The sequence below is a fragment of the Cyanobium sp. ULC082 genome, from assembly GCF_977927535.1.
Window position 1 is genome coordinate 1,202,928 of record NZ_OZ376397.1, and the last position, 14,457, is coordinate 1,217,384.

Below are 14,457 nucleotides of genomic sequence, written 5' to 3' on the forward strand. Positions count from 1 at the left end.
AGGTCTCAATCGATGAATTCTGCGTGCATTTTGGAGGCACCTTGGACCTTGGACCCGGACAACCGCTGAGTGCGCTTCTTTTCTGAGATGCCCTGGGCAGAGCTGGGAAAAACAATTTGTAGCTAAGTTCACCCCCACGATTGGTCCCCCCGCAAAGCCTGTAAGGCTGGCCTTTGGAGTGCTGCTCATCAAGCAACGGCTCGGCTTCTCCTATGAGGCGTACCGGCTGCACCGGTTGGTGTGCCCCTGCTGCTCCACCAGCACCTGCGCGGCGTTGCCGGTGGATGTGGAGCTCAGTCGCCGCTAGCCTCGGCTCATTGCCTTGGTGGTTTTGCTGGGTTGCGCCTTCCCCCCTTGAGTTTGAGCAAGACCCAGGCGCTGCTGGTTCAGCTGCTGGGAATAGAGGGCCGTCGCGTCGCCATTGCGGCAATCCGCCAGTGCCTGAGCGCTGCACTGGAGCAGCCCACGCATCAGGCCACCGCTTTCGCCCGTCAGCAGCCGGTGGCCTACGTGGATGAAACCGGCGCACCCACAGGCAACGCCGACGGATGCAATCCCACCGGAAAGCGCGGCTGGCATTGGGTCATGGTGACAGCTGTTGTGACGGTTTTTGTTCAGGGCCTGAGCCGCTAGACGTCCGCTGCGTTCGAGCTGAATACCCCCACCATGTGTGGGCAATCGACTTCCAGTTCAACCAAACAATGGATGGCCGCACGCTCAAGCTTCTGAACGTGGTGGTTGAATTCAGCCGCTTCTGTCTGGCCACTCGAGTGGGCCGGCGCTGCAAGGCTGTGGATGTTGTCAATCACAACTTCTCTCAATCGCACCTGGCATGGGTGCCTTTGCCGACAGAGCTGGGAGTTATCGGCGACAGACCTCTGCCGGCTCCATTCCAGAATGGCCATGGTGACGGACTCCCTCACCTGGTGGGGTCAGGGAGTTTTTCTTGTTCAATCTGGAAGTGAATGTGCCCCACTGCACTTCCGGGCAGGACAGGTGTGCACCACGGCGACAGGTCGCAAGTGCAGGCCACAGCGCTGACCCAGCGGCAGGGAGGTATCGATGGGCAGGCGCACCCGCAGCCGTATCCCTCCCTGGCCCACCTGATCGAGCCAGTACCGGCCGAGAAACTGCCTTCCCACAATGATGGTCACTCCTCCATTGCCAGGGCAGAGATCAAGATCATCTGGGCTTGCCAGCCCCTCCAGAGAAACGTCTGACGCCACCGGGAGCGTAAGAGAGGTTGATTCGTTCACTGACTGAGTTGGCCCCAGCAGGGTGTGCAGGACGCAACCCTGCCACCAGGCAGGCAACACGTTGCACTGCAGCACGGAGCTCCCAACAAAGGACGTGACGGGCCCACTGACCAGTTCTCGCGGGCTGGCGCATTGACGGAGGCGACCATCCTTCAGCACAGCGACACGATTGCAGATCGCCAGGGCCTCCTCAGGATCGTGGGTGACAAGCAGACCGCTGGTGCCGCACTGCGCCAGAACAGCGGGAAGCGCGTCCCTTGTTCTGGCGATGCGGAAGACCGAAGCAGACGGTCTCCCAGGCGGTCAGATGGGGAAACAGGGCGTAATCCTGGAAAACCATGCCGACACCTCGCCGTTCCGGTGGCAAACAGCGGCTGGGTCCCACCACTTCGCGTCCGCCCAGACGGATCACGCCTCGCTCCGGTCGACCAACTCCGGCGATCAAGCGCAGAAGTGTCGTTTTTCCGGAACCAGAGGGACCAAGCAATCCCACCAACTCACCAACACCAAGTGATGGTTCAACGCCCTGGAGAACCCAATCCGTGGACCCAAACTGGCTGGGAAAGCGATGCCAGAGACCCTCAAGTTCAATTGAATGTCGACCAGCATGGCAGGCCGATTGGGAGTGGTCGATGGATGACATCCAGGCAGAGAAGGAGTTTTGTTTCCTTACCACTGGAGAGGACCAATCAGATCCCAGAGACAAACTGCTGAGCACTGACGCTGCCTGGAGCCGAGCTCGGAGCCGGAAGCAGAACTGAGGGTGGGCTCAGTCGCGGCCACAGCGGCAACAACCGCCCTTCCAGTGGGAGCATTTCGACTGCTTGCAACCCTTCTTCTTGGAAACCCGAATCAGATCCTGGCGCAGGGCGCGAACAGCGGCAGGTTCGGGAGGGGGGGCAAGATCGGCCATGCCATCGGAGGTGGTTGGTTCAACCCTAGAAGGCCATCACCCCCCAGCCGCAACCATGATCACCCCCGGCTGTAACCAATCGAACATCGAGCCAGGATGGATCTCCCATCTGGGCCTGGTGCCCGCTTGGGTCCCTACGCTGAGTTCAAACCAACGATCAGCACAATGACTCTGAGCACCCAGCCCGTTGCCGGCAGCCTGCAGAGTGGTGGGAGGCCTGTGGCTCAACCGATCCAGGAGTCGCTGCTGGAGGCACTGCAGCAACATCTGGCGATGGAACTGAACGCCAGCGCCTCCTACTGGGCCCTGGCGATCTGGTTCGCCGAGCGGGAATTACGCGGCTTCTCCCATCATTTCAAGCAGGAATCCGATCAGGAACGCAACCATGCCGGCCTGTTCGCCGACTACCTGATTGCCAGGGGACAGCCTGTGGCACTGGGAGCGACCCTGGCACCACGACAGGTGTGGAGTGATATCGAAGACATCCTGGCGGCTGTTTTTCAGATGGAAGTGGATGTCACCACATCACTCCATCAGCTCTATGCCATGGCGGAGCAATCCGGTGATGTGCGCACCACCGTCTATCTCGATCCGTTGATCGACAAGCAGACGGCTTCGGAAGATGAAGCCGCCCATCTTCTCGGTCGTCTGCGGCTGGCCGCCGGTAATCCTGCCGCTCTGTTGATTCTCGATACCGAACTGGCAAACGGTCAGGCGGCACCGTCCAAGATCGGGGAGTAACTCAGCCTCAGGCCGCCTGCTCCTGAAGCGCTGTCGCTCAGGCCAGGCTGGTGCGGCGGGTGAGTTCAAGCAGGAAGGCGATCCCGACGGGATCGAGTCCGGGCCGGCCCTGCCAGGCCCTGACCACGGTGCGCAGTTCAGCCTGGCGCTCGGCGCAGCGGTCGAGTTCGCCGTGCAGCCGGCCGATCAGATCGGCATCACGGCAACGGGACACCTGGGCCTGGATCTGGCTGCGCCGGCTCAGGAGGCGGCCCATCTCGCGGCAGAGGCTTCCAAGCAGGCTGTCGGCCACGTGAACCGGCTGCCGCGGACAAGCCAGAACCGCAGGGCCCGCCGGGGACAGGGAAGAAGAAGGAGAAGAGGAAGGAGAAAGAGTCATGGGGCAGGGATTCCGTTCAGCCGAGCGCAAGGGGAGCCGATTCCACCAGGGACGGCGCCAGACGCAGGCCGCTCTGGCCGCTGGGAGCCTCCAGCAGCTCGGCCTGGCGAATCCGGGAAATCAGCCGTGTGGTGGTGACGCGGGTGGTGCCGATCAGCTCTCCGATCCGCTCATGGGTGAGGCGGAATGGCAGATCACACCAGGGACCGCAACGGCGGCCCAGCCGACGGACCAGCAGGCCGAAGAGGGCATGGAGCCGCTGTTCAGCACTGCCGAGATGGCGAATGCGAAGCAATTGCAGAGTCCATTCGTTGACAGGATCGAAACCATCGCTCTCGCCGGCTTCTCCGTCGCTGCGGAAACGGAGCGGAGTGAGCGCCTCGACGCAGACCCCTTCACTGCAGAGACGGTCGGTACGCAGCCGGTCGCCGGCCTGAAGGAAGGCAAGGGTCATCCCCTCGGTTTCCTCGCAGGGGCAATAGACCCTGGCCACCCCTTCGAGCACCTCAAGGCAACAGCCGCCGGGACGGCCAGCGGGATCGAGCAGAACGGTCTGACCGACAGGCATGCGCACGGCGGTGGAAGGCGAATCAGGCAGGAAGCGAAAGGCCACGGACCCAGCACTGTTGCGAATGACTCGCAATCTAGACAGTCAACCCGCTTTCTTGCAAGTGGTTCTCAATAGCAACTGGTTGTTGCAAGTCGGTCGGCCGGCGATCGACCGGCGGCGGCACCGACAGCGGTGTCATTTGGGCTCAACGCCGGTGCCATCAACTCCCGGGCTCGCCTGGAATCCCCGCAGGATGGAACCCGTCCCCCACCCGACCAGGCCATGATCCGGATCCTTGGCGATCGTGCCTCCCTGCTGGCAGCCCTCACCGCCCACTGGGCCGACCAGCAGCATGGCCTCAGCTCTCCCCCTGCCAGGCGCCGGGCCATCAACCCGGGCCAGGCCATGGCCGCTCCGCCCAGACTGAGCAGCCCCCCTCAACCGTTCTGAACCGCGGCGCAGCCAGGGCACAGCGCCCGCACATTCAGCACGCACTCAATCAGGCGAAATCCTTGGCCGAGCGCCGCCTGCTCTCCCGCCGCGAGAACCGCCGAACTCTCGAATTCCTCGGTACGACCGCAACCGACGCAGACCAGATGATGGTGGTTGCGGTGGGTGTCACCGGCCAGTTCGAAGCGTCTGCCCCCCTCCGGCAGTTCCAGCTCCCGCAGCAGCTCCATCGAACTCAACAGCCGCAGGCTGCGATACACCGTGGCCAGGGAAACCTTCTCCTGGGAGCCGAGCAGTCGCTGATGCACCTCTTCGGCACTGAGGTGGCTGCCTTCCCCGATCCGCTTGAACAGGGCCAGCACCCGCTGGCGCTGGGGAGTGAGCCGCTGGCCACGGCCATGGAGGCTGGCGCGCAACTCGCCCGCTGCCAGCGGAGCGGCCAGGACCTCGGTTGACGGAGCTGCGGAGTCGATCAAAACGGACAAGGGCACAGCGCCAGGCCGGGCGTTCTCAATAATAGGCCTTGTTGCGAAGATCGGAACCGGTGGTGCCTCCGGGGATGGTTCAGCTCGCCAGCGATCGGTTCCGAGCCGCCGCCGCCACCAGCAGGCCATCCAGGCGGGCCAACAGGGCCGCCAGCAGATCGGCCAGGGTGGCCACGAGCCGATAACTCAGGGCCACCGCGAGCAGGGGAGCCTCAGCCAGTTCGGCGCCGAGCAGCAGCAGCAGCATCGCCTCGAACACCCCCAGGCCGCCTGGAGCACCCGGCACCACCAGCCCCACGGTCCAGGCGAGCAGGAAGCCGCCCAGCCAACCGGGCCAGCCCAGGCTCAGCTGCTGATCGAAGGCCAGCACACAGCAGGCGAAACCGCCGAAGCGCAGCAGCACGAAAACGAACTGGGGCAGCAGGGGCAACAAGGGATACCCCGGCAGGGAGAAAGGCGCCGGGGCCGGGGTATCCCCCCCAGGCTCCTCCAGCTTCAGCTGCCGAGCCCGGCGCCGCTCCAACCGCCCCAGCAAGGGATTGAGCCAGCGCGGCAACAACAGCACAGCCGGGAGAAGGGCGAGCAGGGCCAGGCCGTTCTGCCAGCCAGCAAAGGGCACCAGCAGCAAGGCAGCACTGGCTGCCAGAACCGGATCGAGCATCACGGCCACCACAGCCTGAGGAGTGGAGAGCGCGACGGCCAGCAGCGGCAGCTCCCCGGGGAGGGCAGCCTCCTCCCTGCGACGCAGCAGCTGCACCCGGGCTGCCAGGTGCCAGATGCCACCTGGCAGGTACTTGTAAAGATTGCTGCGCAGATAGAACCGGACACAGGCGGCCCAGGCCGGCCGAAAACCAAGCCAGCGCAAGCCCACCGCCCAGGCCATCCCGCAGATCACCAGGCTCAGCAGGCTGAAGCCGATTCCCATGGTGAGCCAGAGCCAGCCCTGGGGATCGAGGCGCAGGGCCAGCAGCTGCTCGCCATTGCCCAGCAGAGCGGCGAAAACGAAGCCGAAGCTCAGCAGACTCACCCAGACCCGCGCCCCCCCCGGCAGAGCCAGCTTGGGCACAGCCAGCCTGGGCAGAGCCAGCTTGGGACGTCTGATCATCGGGCCGCGTCGCTGCTGGGATCTGGATTGTCGCCGGCCAGGGCGCGCAGCGCCGCTTCCCGCACCTCCTGCAAGCTCAGGCCATGGGCCCTGGCCAGGGAGGCCAGGTCGTCGTGTTCAGGCTTGGAACGGTGGCTGCCATCCGGCAGGGTGACCCACTTGATCCGCACCTCTCCCCAGGCCGTACTCACCTGTCGCTGCAGGCGCGGCAGACACCAGCGCTGCTCCAGGTGCTCACGCACCCCCAGGCTGCTGCCATGGCGCCACCAGATCGCCCGCAACGCAGCAGCCCGCTCCGGCTGGGCCACAACCGTGAGCAACACGCCGCATCGGCCCTTTTTCATCTGCACCGCCTGGCTGTAGACCTCCAGTGCTTCTGCCGCACGCAACTCCTCAACCAGAAAGGCGAGATCCTCGGCCGTGGCGTCGTCAATCTGGGCCTGCTGCAGCAACACCGTTTCCAGAATCGGCCGGGCAGCCGGGACCAGCTCCGCTCCCTCCGGTTCCATGGCTTCCGCTGCCAGCCAAAGCCGGAGCAGGTTTGGACGATCCAGCTGACGGTGGCCGAGGCCGATCCCCACAGCCGACGGCACCATGGCGGGGGCCGGCCCGAAACCGTCCACCCAGGCTGCGATCAGTGCCATTCCCGTGGGCGTGGTGAGTTCACCGGCGGGCCGGCCATCCCCGCCGGCCAGGGGAACGCGATGGCGGCGGGCCAGCTCCAGCACCGCCGGCGCCGGCAGGGGCAGCAGGCCGTGGGCTGTCGCCACCACACCATGACCGGCCGGCGGCGGGGCACAGATCAGGCGGTCCACCTGGAAATGGAGCAGGCCGGCGCAGACCCCCACCACATCAACCAGGGCATCCACGGCCCCCACTTCATGAAAATGCACGCGCTCAGGCGGGTGGCCATGCACGGCGCCCTCCGCCTCGGCCAGCAGCCCGAACACCTCCAATACCTTCTGACGCAACGGCGGCTCGATCGCACTGGAATCGATCTGGCCTCGGAGCTCCAGCCAGCGACGATGCTCCAGCTGGGGCTCCAGAAGATCCACGCTGAGCCGGCGGCCGCGCAGCCCACCGCTGCTGGCCTCCTCGATCCGCAGCCGGTAGGCACCGCTCAACCCCAGGGCAGCCAGGGGGGCTTCCACCGTCGAGGCAGGCAGTCCCAGATCGAACAGGGCCGCGAGCACCATGTCGCCGGCCACACCCGTGGGGCAATCGAGATAGGCCAGGGTCATGGCGTCAGCGCAACAACCGGGGGGCGCCGGAGAGCAGATGCTCGGCGCGCTCCTCAAGGCGAGGCTGCTCCCGTCGCAGCCATTGCACCACTTCCCGCCGGGCCCGGCGTTGTTCCAGCTGGGCGGTGGCCACATCAAAGCCCGACAATCCCCAGAGGCGGCCGAGCAGGGCCCGGTCATCACCGCCACCGCGGGAGCGGCCGTAGATCAGGCTTTCGGCTGCCATGCCGGCCTGCAGCACCCGGCTCCAGCGGCGCAGATCTTCAGCGGCCAGTTTGGCGTGGGCGGGAATCTCGAACTCCGTGCTGCCGCTGGCCCGCAATCCAGCCTGCAGGCAGGCGAGGCTGCCGACAAGCACCCGTCGAATCGGCAGGTCGTTCTGCTCGGCCAGCAGGGAATGGCCCGCCTCGTGGATCGCAATCCGCCGCAGCCGCTGCCGGCCACCGGGCAGGGCTTCAGCCAGCAGATGGCCGCCCCTGCCACCGAAACGGGCCGCATCCACCGTGAGACCAACCAGTCCAGCACCGACCGCCAGACTGGTCAGCCAGGGGGAGATCCCCAACACCGGCCCGAGCACCGCCAGGCCTGTGCCAGCAGCCACCACGATCCCCGCCGTCAGCGTGCTGATCGAGCCATCGCCGGGATCCGGAGCTGGAACCCTTCGCGTGGAGCTGGATTCGGGATGGTCCACAGAACGACCTCAGCTCCCCGGCCGAATGATCGCCGTGCGGCGGCCGCCAGGGGGCAGGGCCTCACCCCGGCTGATCGGATTCCTCGGTGGCTTGCGCTCGCTCCGGTCGGCGCTGCTGCGACCAGAACCGCTGCGATCCTTGCCGCCCCGGTTGCCGCGCTGGGCGACCGGACCGATCACTTCGAAGCGCTCCACCTCCAGCTGACTGGCCTGACGTCGCAGATCGAGGGAGACGAAATGGCGCAGATGCTCCAGGGGGATCTGGCCGCGCAACTGCAGCTTGAACGGTTGCACCCTGGTGCCATCGGCCCGGGGTTTCTGACGCACCTTGATCACCAGGTCACCACTCTCGGGCCGGGTGAAGATCAGCTCGCCGCGCACGGAGAAGTAGTCATCCCCTTCCGGAAGGCTGTCCTCTGGGGGCTGGTCATCGGCCGGGGGTGACTCGACGGCATCGAGGGTGCTGGGCTCCCACACCCCCACCATCTGGAGATGGAGGCTGCCAGGCTCGCGAATGCGGGGATACACCACCCAGAGATGGGGGCTGGCCATGTCGAGATGGCGACGCACCAGGCTGAGAACCCTGCCCAGCACAACCGCTTCGATCGCTGTGCCATCGGCGGTGTGGATCAGGCCACGGGTGGGCTGCTCCGCATCGGTTGGAACGTACTGGCCGCGAACCACGCCAATGGCCCGGTACTGCATCGGTTCGGTGACCGGGGAAATCGGATGGTGACGCATCTTCAGGGGGGGCAACCATTGGCCCGTGCCGCAATCTAGCCAGGCCTCCAGGGGCCAGACTTGACTGAACTCCGATCGATCCATGGCTTCCCGACTGAGTGTCGGCCGCATCGTTGCCGCCCGCCGGGGGCTCTGGCTTGCTGCGGCAGGCCTGGCCCTTTCGCTCGGCGGACTGGGGGCGGGCTGGTGGCTGGCCCAGCGTGACCCTGCCCCCGCCAATGCCGATCGATCCCGGCTGGAGGCTCAGAAGCAGGTGGCCCTGCTCAAGGCCGACCTTGCCCGGGGCAACGCCACCCAGGGGCAGCAGCAACGGTTGCTGGAACTCCTGCTGGCCCTGCAGTCCAATGCCGAAGCCACCGTTCTGCTGGAGCGGATGGCCGATCAGCAACCCGACCGCTGGCCGCTGCGGCTGATGCTGGCCGAATTGCGCCGTGCCCAGAATGACCGCAGCGGTGCCGAGCGGGAAGTGCGGCAGCTGCTCAACATGAATCCTGAGCGGATCGAAGCCCTCCAGTTGATGGCCCTGCTGCAGTGGGAGCAGGGCCAGGGAGAAGCGGCCCAGGCGCAGCTGCAGGCCCAACTGCAGAAAGCCTCGTTGCCCCAGCTGAAGCCCCAGGCCCTCCCGATCGGCCTGCTGCTTGGAGACCTGCGCCAGCGGCGCGGCCAGCTCGCTGAAGCCGACGCCCTCTACCAGAGCCTGGCCAGAAGCTTCCCGAGTGACCCCAGACCCGTGCTGGCCAGGGCCTTGCTGAAGCAGCAGCAGGGGCAGACCCAGGCCGCTCTCGCCATCCTGGCCGAAGCGCGGCGACGGCAACCGGATCGCCAGGATGCCCGCCTCGATCAGGTGGCCGCAGCCTGGGGGCTGGCGCCCTTGCGCAGCCCCGCCAGCGGCCAGCCTCCTAAGGACCCTTCATCCCCGCCGATCCAGGGGTCTGGCCTGCCGGCACCGTCTTCACCTCCAGCTCCCTGAGCGCCCGATCAATGGCATCGCCGGGGTCGGTGGCGTTATCGAGTGCCTGACCGCGGCGGATCCGGTTCATCAGCTCGATCGGGTTGGTGGTGTTGAGAATTCCCTTGTTCTGATCGGGGCCGTAGTCGTAGAGCTGCTTCTCCTGCACCGACTGACCGGCTCCGAACCCATCGGCGCGCACGATCCCCGGCACCACGATCACAGCGGCGGCCAGCAAGGCAACAGCACGGAAGGCCAGGGGAGGCGCCATGGCGGGGCAGGCATCAACGGGATCCGATGCTAGGGCTCATCGCCAGCCGCTCTCGTTCAGGCCATGCGCATCGCCACCTGGAATGTGAACTCCGTCCGCACCCGGCTGGCCCAGGTGCTGGCCTGGCTGGAGCGGCAGAACCCTGATCTGCTCTGCCTGCAGGAAACCAAGGTGGAGGACCGGCTGTTTCCCACCGAGGCCTTCCGGTCCCTGGGTTACGACGTGGCGATCAGTGGCCAGAAGGCCTACAACGGCGTGGCCCTGCTCAGCCGGTTGCCCCTCGAGGATGTGCAGGTGGGTCTGGCGGCCCTGTTGCCCGAGGATGCTGACGCCAGACGGTTGAGCGAGCAGAAGCGGGTGATCAGCGCCCGGGTGGCGGGCGTGAGGGTGCTCAACCTTTATGTCCCGAACGGCTCAGGACTGGGCAGCGAAAAGTATGGCTACAAGCTGGAGTGGCTGGCCTGCCTGGGCCGCTACCTGGCCGTCCAGGCGGAGCGGGGCGAAGAGCTGTGCGTGCTTGGAGATTTCAACATCGCCCTCGAAGACCGCGACATCCACGATCCGGCCCGCCTCAGCGGCGGGATCATGGCCAGCACGGCCGAGCGCCAGGCGCTGCAGGCGGCCCTGGGTGGAGATCTCCATGACGTCTTCCGGCTGTTCGAGCCAGCCGGCAACCACTGGAGCTGGTGGGACTACCGCAGCGGCGCCTGGGACCGGGACCGGGGCTGGCGCATTGATCACATCTATCTCAGTGAGAGCCTGCTGGCCTGGGCCACCGGCTGTGCGATCGACAAGGTGGTGCGGGGCCAGGAGCAACCCAGCGATCATGCGCCGGTGCTGGTGAATCTCCAGCTCCCCGAGGATGACGACGACAACGACAACGACAACGACGGTGACGGTGACGGTGACGATCACGGGGCCGATCTGGACGGCGGCTTCAGCTTCCAGACCAGCCCGATGGCAGGGTGCTGAGCGCAGACAGGGGCGGCTCGGCGCCTGCTGAGAGCCCTAAGGTTGGCGCCAAAACAATCCCGATGCTCAACAGCGATCTGAATCGTCGTTCACAGCGGCTCAGGCCGAATCAATCCTGGCTGAGCCTGGCGGCCGTGCTGGCGCTGGGCTGGTCGACGGGCGCCCAGGCCGAACCCGTCTGCAGCTTCCTGATGCCCCTGGGCGGCAGCGGCGATCCGGTGGTGGCGAAGCGGGTGGGGCCAGGTCGGTTGCTGGGCCGTACCAACTGGAACACCGACTTCATCGTGGACAGACCCTTCACGAGCTATCGGTTCTTCTTCACCGCCACCTCCACCGACCCCGCCACCTACCCGGTTCGGGGCTACATGCGCTTCACCGATGGCGCCAGCCTGCGCCTGTTCGACGTGACGATTTCACCGCCGGAGGGGACAGGCCGCATGTTCGGCCCCTTCCCGGCGATCCCCGGTCGCCGCACCAGCCTGATGAACTTCCACATCGGATCGAGTTCCCAGCCCGGTGCCCTGGGCTTCAGCTATCGCATCTCCGTGCAGGGCTGCAACTGAACGGGTTACCAGTTCCGGAAAACGCCACCGCGGGGGACAGCGTTGACAAAGCCGCCGCCGCCATAGGCCCCATTCACGAAGCCACCGCCGCCGTTGACGAAACCTCGGCTGCCGCCTCCGTAATAGGGGTGACCGTTGACGAAGCCGCCCCCGCCGGGACCGCGTACGGCGCCGCCGTAGCGACCATTGGCGAAACCGGCGGCGAGTTGCTGGTCACCGCTGGGTGAAGCCGGATCATCGATCACACCCTGCCTCTGTCGCAGGGCGGCGGCGATGCGGCTCAGCCGTTGCTCGATCGTGCTGTCGGGGCCAGCGAACGCCGGCGGGCTGCCGGCGGCCTGGCCCTGCGGCGCGCTGAGCACGGTGAGGGAAACCAGCAGGCCGAGCATGCCGGCACGGGAGGTGATCGTCATGGGGCTTGCACCGACGGAGTGGCAGAGGACGTTGCTGGAACCAGGATCTGTTCGTGGTTGAGCAACACGGTCTGAAAGTAATCCTTGATCAGCTGGGGAGGAAGGCCGAGCATTCCCTCGGGGCCCAGCCACCGGTTGACCAGCTGCACATCCGCCTTGTTGTCGTTGAGGTAGCCCTGGATCAGCTTCGCCACGGCCAGATTGGCGAGATTGCGGAACGTGGAATTGTTCTCCGGCAGCATGCACCCCACGGCATAGCGTGCCAGGGGCGCCTCCGGCACGAGTGCAAATCCCTGGGCACCCTTGCGTTGCAGGGCGGCGGCGACCAGGAGCGAATCGCCAGCCACAGCATCGAGCTGACCGGCGACCAACTGGCTGACCCCTTCATTCAGGCCAGCCACGGGCACCCGCACCGCCCTGGGCTGCAGAGCCTTGATCGCCCGATCCCCGAGCGAATCGGCAACAACCCCCACACGCTTGCCCAGCAAGGAATCGGCGCTGCCGCTGAGCCGCCCCTGCGGGGTGAGCATGCGGATGCCGGAAAGGCTGAACGGCAGGGTGAAATCAACGAACATCTCCCGCTCCCAGGTGAACTGGGCGCCGCAGACAAGATCAACTTCGCCTGTCTTCACCTGGCGGAAGAGCGTGGCCGGATCATTCACCGGCTGCACATCAAGGGTGATCGGTTTGCCGAGATAGCGGGACACTTCGGCGGCGATCCGCTCCGCAACGGCGATTCCGTAGCCCGTCGGCTGTTGCTTCTCGTTGAGAAAGGAGTAAGGGGCCAGGTTGGTCGGCCCACCCAGGCTGATCACCCCGGTGCGGGCCGCCCGCTCGATCACCGTTTCCGCCCTGGCGGTGGAAGGGGTCAGCAGCGGCACCAGCAGGGCCGCCAGGGCCAGCACCAGGGCACCCGGAGCCGGAATCGGCAAGCTCAGGATCTTCAGCACACCGAATCAGAGCGGAGAACAACCGACTCAGTATGCCAACCCTTCCAGAGCAGCACTGGAGCGGGATTCAGTACACCTCAACTGTTGCGCCGAGCGCGGCGGCATCGGCACCGTTCCCATCTCCGCTGCCATCGCCGGAGAGTGGCAAGCCATCCAGCTGAAGGCCGATCGAACGGCCGCGCCGCGCCGACTCCCCACAGCTGCGCGGGGTGGGAAAGAGCTTGCCGGGGTTGGCCCTGCCTTCGGGATCAAAGGCCCGGCGCACCCGTTGCATCGTGGCCAGATCCTCGGAACTGAACATCCAGTCGAGGTAGCAGCGCTTATCGGAGCCGACACCATGCTCACCGGTGATGCTGCCACCGGCGTCGATGCAGAGCCGCAGAATGTCGGCGCCGAGATCCTGAACCCGCTGCAGCACCCCTGGGCTGCTGGCGTCGTAGAGGATCAGCGGGTGGAGATTGCCGTCACCGGCATGGAACACATTGGCCACTGAAAGGTCATAGGCCCGGCTGAGAGCTTCGATCGCCGCCAGCGTTCTCGGCAGAGCGCTGCGGGGCACCACCCCATCCTGGACGTAATAGGTGGGCGTGATCCGGCCCACCGCCGCAAAGGCCGATTTGCGGCCCTTCCAGAGCTGGGCCCGATCAGCTGCACTGCGGGCTCGCCGGATCGAGCGGGCACCCGCCTGGAGGCAAAGCTCAATCGAGCGCTCCGCCGCAGCCTGCACTTCCTCTGAGCGGCCATCAAGTTCGATCAGCAGCACCGCTGCCGCATCCCGGGGGTATTCGTCGACCCCGAACAGATCATCGACGGCGTTGATCGTGAAGTTGTCCATGATCTCCATGCCGGCCGGCAGCACCGCAGCGGCCGTCACGGTGCGGACCGCCTCTCCGGCCGCCTCCATGGCGCCGAAATCGGCCAGCAGCACCTCGACGGTCTGGGGCTGGGGCAACAGGCGCAGGGTGATCGCGGTGGCGATGCCGAGGGTGCCCTCGCTGCCGATGAACACGCCCCGCAGATCCAGACCCGGCATCTCCGCCAGCGATCCACCCAGGCTGGTGATGCTGCCGTCGGGCAACACCACCTCCAGCTCCAGCACATGGTTGCTGGTGACGCCGTACTTGAGGCAGTGCACCCCACCGGCGTTCTCGGCCACGTTGCCGCCGATGCTGCAGACCACCTGGCTGGAGGGATCCGGGGCGTAGTAGAAGCCTTCACCACTGACCGCCCGGGTCACCCAGCTGTTGATCACACCGGGCTGCACGGTGATGCGCTGGTTCTCGAGATCAACGGCGAGCACCGATCGCATCCGGCTGGTGACAACCAGCAGGGCCTCCTGCTCCACCACCGCCCCGCCGGAGAGCCCGGTGCCACTGCCCCTGGCCACGAACGGCACCCCCATGGCGTGACAGCAGCCCAGGATGGCCGCCACCTGCTCGGTGGTTTCCGGCAGCACCACCAGGGGCGGCTCATGGCGGTGCAGGGTGAGGCCGTCGCAGTTGTAAGTGAGCAGTTCCTGGCGGCGCGCCACCACGGCCCGCTCCGGCAGGATGCGGCGCAGGTGCCGCTCGATCCGCTTCCAGGGGAGCCTCGATGTGCTGGAGGTTTCCACCAACGGGAGCAGAATCAACCAAGCGGACTTTACCGACCCGGCAACGACTGGACGGAAGGAGCCATTCCTGCGTAAGGATGGGAAATGGCTGTTGCAACGGGGGCGCCCTGCCGTTCCCCTCGACGGGCCGCCCCCAACACCCGCGGATTCAGCTTTGACATCGGCCCCCGTCTCG

The 14,457-nt window shown here is 66.1% G+C and carries 19 protein-coding genes; 7 read left to right on the forward strand and 12 right to left on the reverse strand.

Translation table 11 applies throughout. The features are described 5' to 3' along the window. Window positions 1-178: 178 nt before the first annotated feature. Window positions 179-307: a hypothetical protein gene (locus ACXMDY_RS06450; protein WP_259701570.1), complete on the forward strand. Its 129-nt coding sequence runs from the start codon at window positions 179-181 to the stop codon at window positions 305-307. Between the two features lie 53 nt (window positions 308-360). Then, window positions 361-633: an IS66 family transposase gene (locus tag ACXMDY_RS06455; protein WP_457767510.1), complete on the forward strand. Its 273-nt coding sequence runs from the start codon at window positions 361-363 to the stop codon at window positions 631-633. Window positions 634-1,446: 813 nt separating this feature from the next. Here the strand turns inward: ACXMDY_RS06455 and ACXMDY_RS06460 are convergent. Next, window positions 1,447-1,899 carry an ATP-binding cassette domain-containing protein gene (locus ACXMDY_RS06460; protein ID WP_259701568.1) on the reverse strand — a complete coding sequence of 151 codons (453 nt, stop codon included), beginning with the start codon at window positions 1,897-1,899 and terminating at the stop codon, window positions 1,447-1,449. 435 nt (window positions 1,900-2,334) lie between these two features. Here ACXMDY_RS06460 and ACXMDY_RS06465 point away from each other — a divergent pair, with 435 nt between their 5' ends. Next, a complete protein-coding gene (locus ACXMDY_RS06465; RefSeq protein WP_259701567.1) occupies window positions 2,335-2,910 on the forward strand; it encodes a ferritin in 576 nt (191 codons plus the stop codon). Between the two features lie 37 nt (window positions 2,911-2,947). Here the strand turns inward: ACXMDY_RS06465 and ACXMDY_RS06470 are convergent, their stop codons facing one another. Both ACXMDY_RS06470 and ACXMDY_RS06475 read right to left on the reverse strand, forming a co-directional pair. After that, window positions 2,948-3,202, reverse strand: coding sequence for a hypothetical protein (locus tag ACXMDY_RS06470; protein WP_457767511.1), 255 nt, complete (start codon window positions 3,200-3,202; stop codon window positions 2,948-2,950). Window positions 3,203-3,305: 103 nt separating this feature from the next. Continuing rightward, window positions 3,306-3,902, reverse strand: coding sequence for a Crp/Fnr family transcriptional regulator (locus ACXMDY_RS06475; RefSeq protein ID WP_259701565.1), 597 nt, complete (start codon window positions 3,900-3,902; stop codon window positions 3,306-3,308). A gap of 219 nt (window positions 3,903-4,121) precedes the next feature. Here ACXMDY_RS06475 and ACXMDY_RS06480 point away from each other — a divergent pair, with 219 nt between their 5' ends. Continuing rightward, window positions 4,122-4,289: a hypothetical protein gene (locus ACXMDY_RS06480; RefSeq protein WP_259701564.1), complete on the forward strand. Its 168-nt coding sequence runs from the start codon at window positions 4,122-4,124 to the stop codon at window positions 4,287-4,289. On the opposite strand, the gene ACXMDY_RS06485 is transcribed toward ACXMDY_RS06480, so the two are convergent. The 5 genes from ACXMDY_RS06485 to ACXMDY_RS06505 form a co-directional block, all read right to left on the reverse strand. Next, a complete protein-coding gene (locus tag ACXMDY_RS06485) occupies window positions 4,277-4,765 on the reverse strand; it encodes a Fur family transcriptional regulator (protein WP_259727992.1) in 489 nt (162 codons plus the stop codon). The two genes, ACXMDY_RS06480 and ACXMDY_RS06485, sit on opposite strands and share 13 nt — an antisense overlap. Before the next feature lie 88 nt (window positions 4,766-4,853). Then, window positions 4,854-5,879, reverse strand: coding sequence for a lysylphosphatidylglycerol synthase domain-containing protein (locus ACXMDY_RS06490; protein WP_259701563.1), 1,026 nt, complete (start codon window positions 5,877-5,879; stop codon window positions 4,854-4,856). Then, entirely contained in the window at window positions 5,876-7,120 is a 1,245-nt protein-coding gene (gene larC / locus ACXMDY_RS06495; protein ID WP_259701562.1) for a nickel pincer cofactor biosynthesis protein LarC, read from the reverse strand. Before larC ends, ACXMDY_RS06490 begins: the two co-directional genes overlap by 4 nt. 4 nt (window positions 7,121-7,124) lie before the next feature. Continuing rightward, window positions 7,125-7,811 carry a hypothetical protein gene (locus ACXMDY_RS06500; RefSeq protein ID WP_399242061.1) on the reverse strand — a complete coding sequence of 229 codons (687 nt, stop codon included), beginning with the start codon at window positions 7,809-7,811 and terminating at the stop codon, window positions 7,125-7,127. A gap of 9 nt (window positions 7,812-7,820) precedes the next feature. Next, the gene (locus tag ACXMDY_RS06505; RefSeq protein ID WP_259701620.1) at window positions 7,821-8,552 is read right to left on the reverse strand and encodes a hypothetical protein; all 732 of its coding nucleotides are present in this window, start codon (window positions 8,550-8,552) and stop codon (window positions 7,821-7,823) included. A gap of 82 nt (window positions 8,553-8,634) precedes the next feature. On the opposite strand from ACXMDY_RS06505, the gene ACXMDY_RS06510 reads away from it, so the two are divergent. Next, window positions 8,635-9,522: a tetratricopeptide repeat protein gene (locus ACXMDY_RS06510; protein WP_259701561.1), complete on the forward strand. Its 888-nt coding sequence runs from the start codon at window positions 8,635-8,637 to the stop codon at window positions 9,520-9,522. Here ACXMDY_RS06510 and ACXMDY_RS06515 read toward each other — a convergent pair. Continuing rightward, entirely contained in the window at window positions 9,452-9,772 is a 321-nt protein-coding gene (locus ACXMDY_RS06515) for a hypothetical protein (protein WP_259701560.1), read from the reverse strand. The two genes, ACXMDY_RS06510 and ACXMDY_RS06515, sit on opposite strands and share 71 nt — an antisense overlap. A gap of 63 nt (window positions 9,773-9,835) precedes the next feature. Here ACXMDY_RS06515 and xth point away from each other — a divergent pair, with 63 nt between their 5' ends. Further along, window positions 9,836-10,744, forward strand: coding sequence for an exodeoxyribonuclease III (xth, locus tag ACXMDY_RS06520; RefSeq protein WP_259701559.1), 909 nt, complete (start codon window positions 9,836-9,838; stop codon window positions 10,742-10,744). A gap of 62 nt (window positions 10,745-10,806) precedes the next feature. Continuing rightward, window positions 10,807-11,307, forward strand: a complete 501-nt coding sequence (locus ACXMDY_RS06525; protein ID WP_259701558.1) for a hypothetical protein — start codon at window positions 10,807-10,809, stop codon at window positions 11,305-11,307. A gap of 5 nt (window positions 11,308-11,312) precedes the next feature. Here the strand turns inward: ACXMDY_RS06525 and grrA are convergent, their stop codons facing one another. The 3 genes from grrA to ACXMDY_RS06540 all read right to left on the reverse strand — a co-directional run bounded on the left by grrA (window position 11,313) and on the right by ACXMDY_RS06540 (window position 14,282). Beyond that, complete coding sequence (gene grrA / locus ACXMDY_RS06530; protein ID WP_259701557.1) at window positions 11,313-11,720, reverse strand: GrrA/OscA1 family cyclophane-containing rSAM-modified RiPP; 408 nt, start codon at window positions 11,718-11,720, stop codon at window positions 11,313-11,315. Next, window positions 11,717-12,670 (reverse strand): extracellular substrate binding-like orphan protein GrrP, encoded by a 954-nt coding sequence (grrP, locus tag ACXMDY_RS06535; protein ID WP_259701556.1) that lies wholly within the window; start codon window positions 12,668-12,670, stop codon window positions 11,717-11,719. Before grrP ends, grrA begins: the two co-directional genes overlap by 4 nt. Before the next feature lie 67 nt (window positions 12,671-12,737). Further along, on the reverse strand, window positions 12,738-14,282 hold the full coding sequence (locus ACXMDY_RS06540) for an FAD-linked oxidase C-terminal domain-containing protein (protein WP_399242056.1): 1,545 nt from the start codon (window positions 14,280-14,282) through the stop codon (window positions 12,738-12,740). Window positions 14,283-14,457: the final 175 nt, after the last annotated feature.

What these genes read in the sequence shown, in the direction of transcription:
- xth (WP_259701559.1), top strand. Translation starts at nt 9,836, where the DNA reads ATGCGCATCGCCACCTGGAATGTGAACTCCGTCCGCACCCGGCTGGCC.
- ACXMDY_RS06510 (WP_259701561.1), top strand. Translation starts at nt 8,635, where the DNA reads ATGGCTTCCCGACTGAGTGTCGGCCGCATCGTTGCCGCCCGCCGGGGG.
- ACXMDY_RS06525 (WP_259701558.1), top strand. Translation starts at nt 10,807, where the DNA reads ATGCTCAACAGCGATCTGAATCGTCGTTCACAGCGGCTCAGGCCGAAT.
- ACXMDY_RS06460 (WP_259701568.1), bottom strand. Translation starts at nt 1,899, where the DNA reads ATGTCATCCATCGACCACTCCCAATCGGCCTGCCATGCTGGTCGACAT.
- ACXMDY_RS06515 (WP_259701560.1), bottom strand. Translation starts at nt 9,772, where the DNA reads ATGGCGCCTCCCCTGGCCTTCCGTGCTGTTGCCTTGCTGGCCGCCGCT.
- ACXMDY_RS06490 (WP_259701563.1), bottom strand. Translation starts at nt 5,879, where the DNA reads ATGATCAGACGTCCCAAGCTGGCTCTGCCCAGGCTGGCTGTGCCCAAG.
- ACXMDY_RS06505 (WP_259701620.1), bottom strand. Translation starts at nt 8,552, where the DNA reads ATGCGTCACCATCCGATTTCCCCGGTCACCGAACCGATGCAGTACCGG.
- grrA (WP_259701557.1), bottom strand. Translation starts at nt 11,720, where the DNA reads ATGACGATCACCTCCCGTGCCGGCATGCTCGGCCTGCTGGTTTCCCTC.
- larC (WP_259701562.1), bottom strand. Translation starts at nt 7,120, where the DNA reads ATGACCCTGGCCTATCTCGATTGCCCCACGGGTGTGGCCGGCGACATG.
- ACXMDY_RS06480 (WP_259701564.1), top strand. Translation starts at nt 4,122, where the DNA reads ATGATCCGGATCCTTGGCGATCGTGCCTCCCTGCTGGCAGCCCTCACC.
- ACXMDY_RS06465 (WP_259701567.1), top strand. Translation starts at nt 2,335, where the DNA reads ATGACTCTGAGCACCCAGCCCGTTGCCGGCAGCCTGCAGAGTGGTGGG.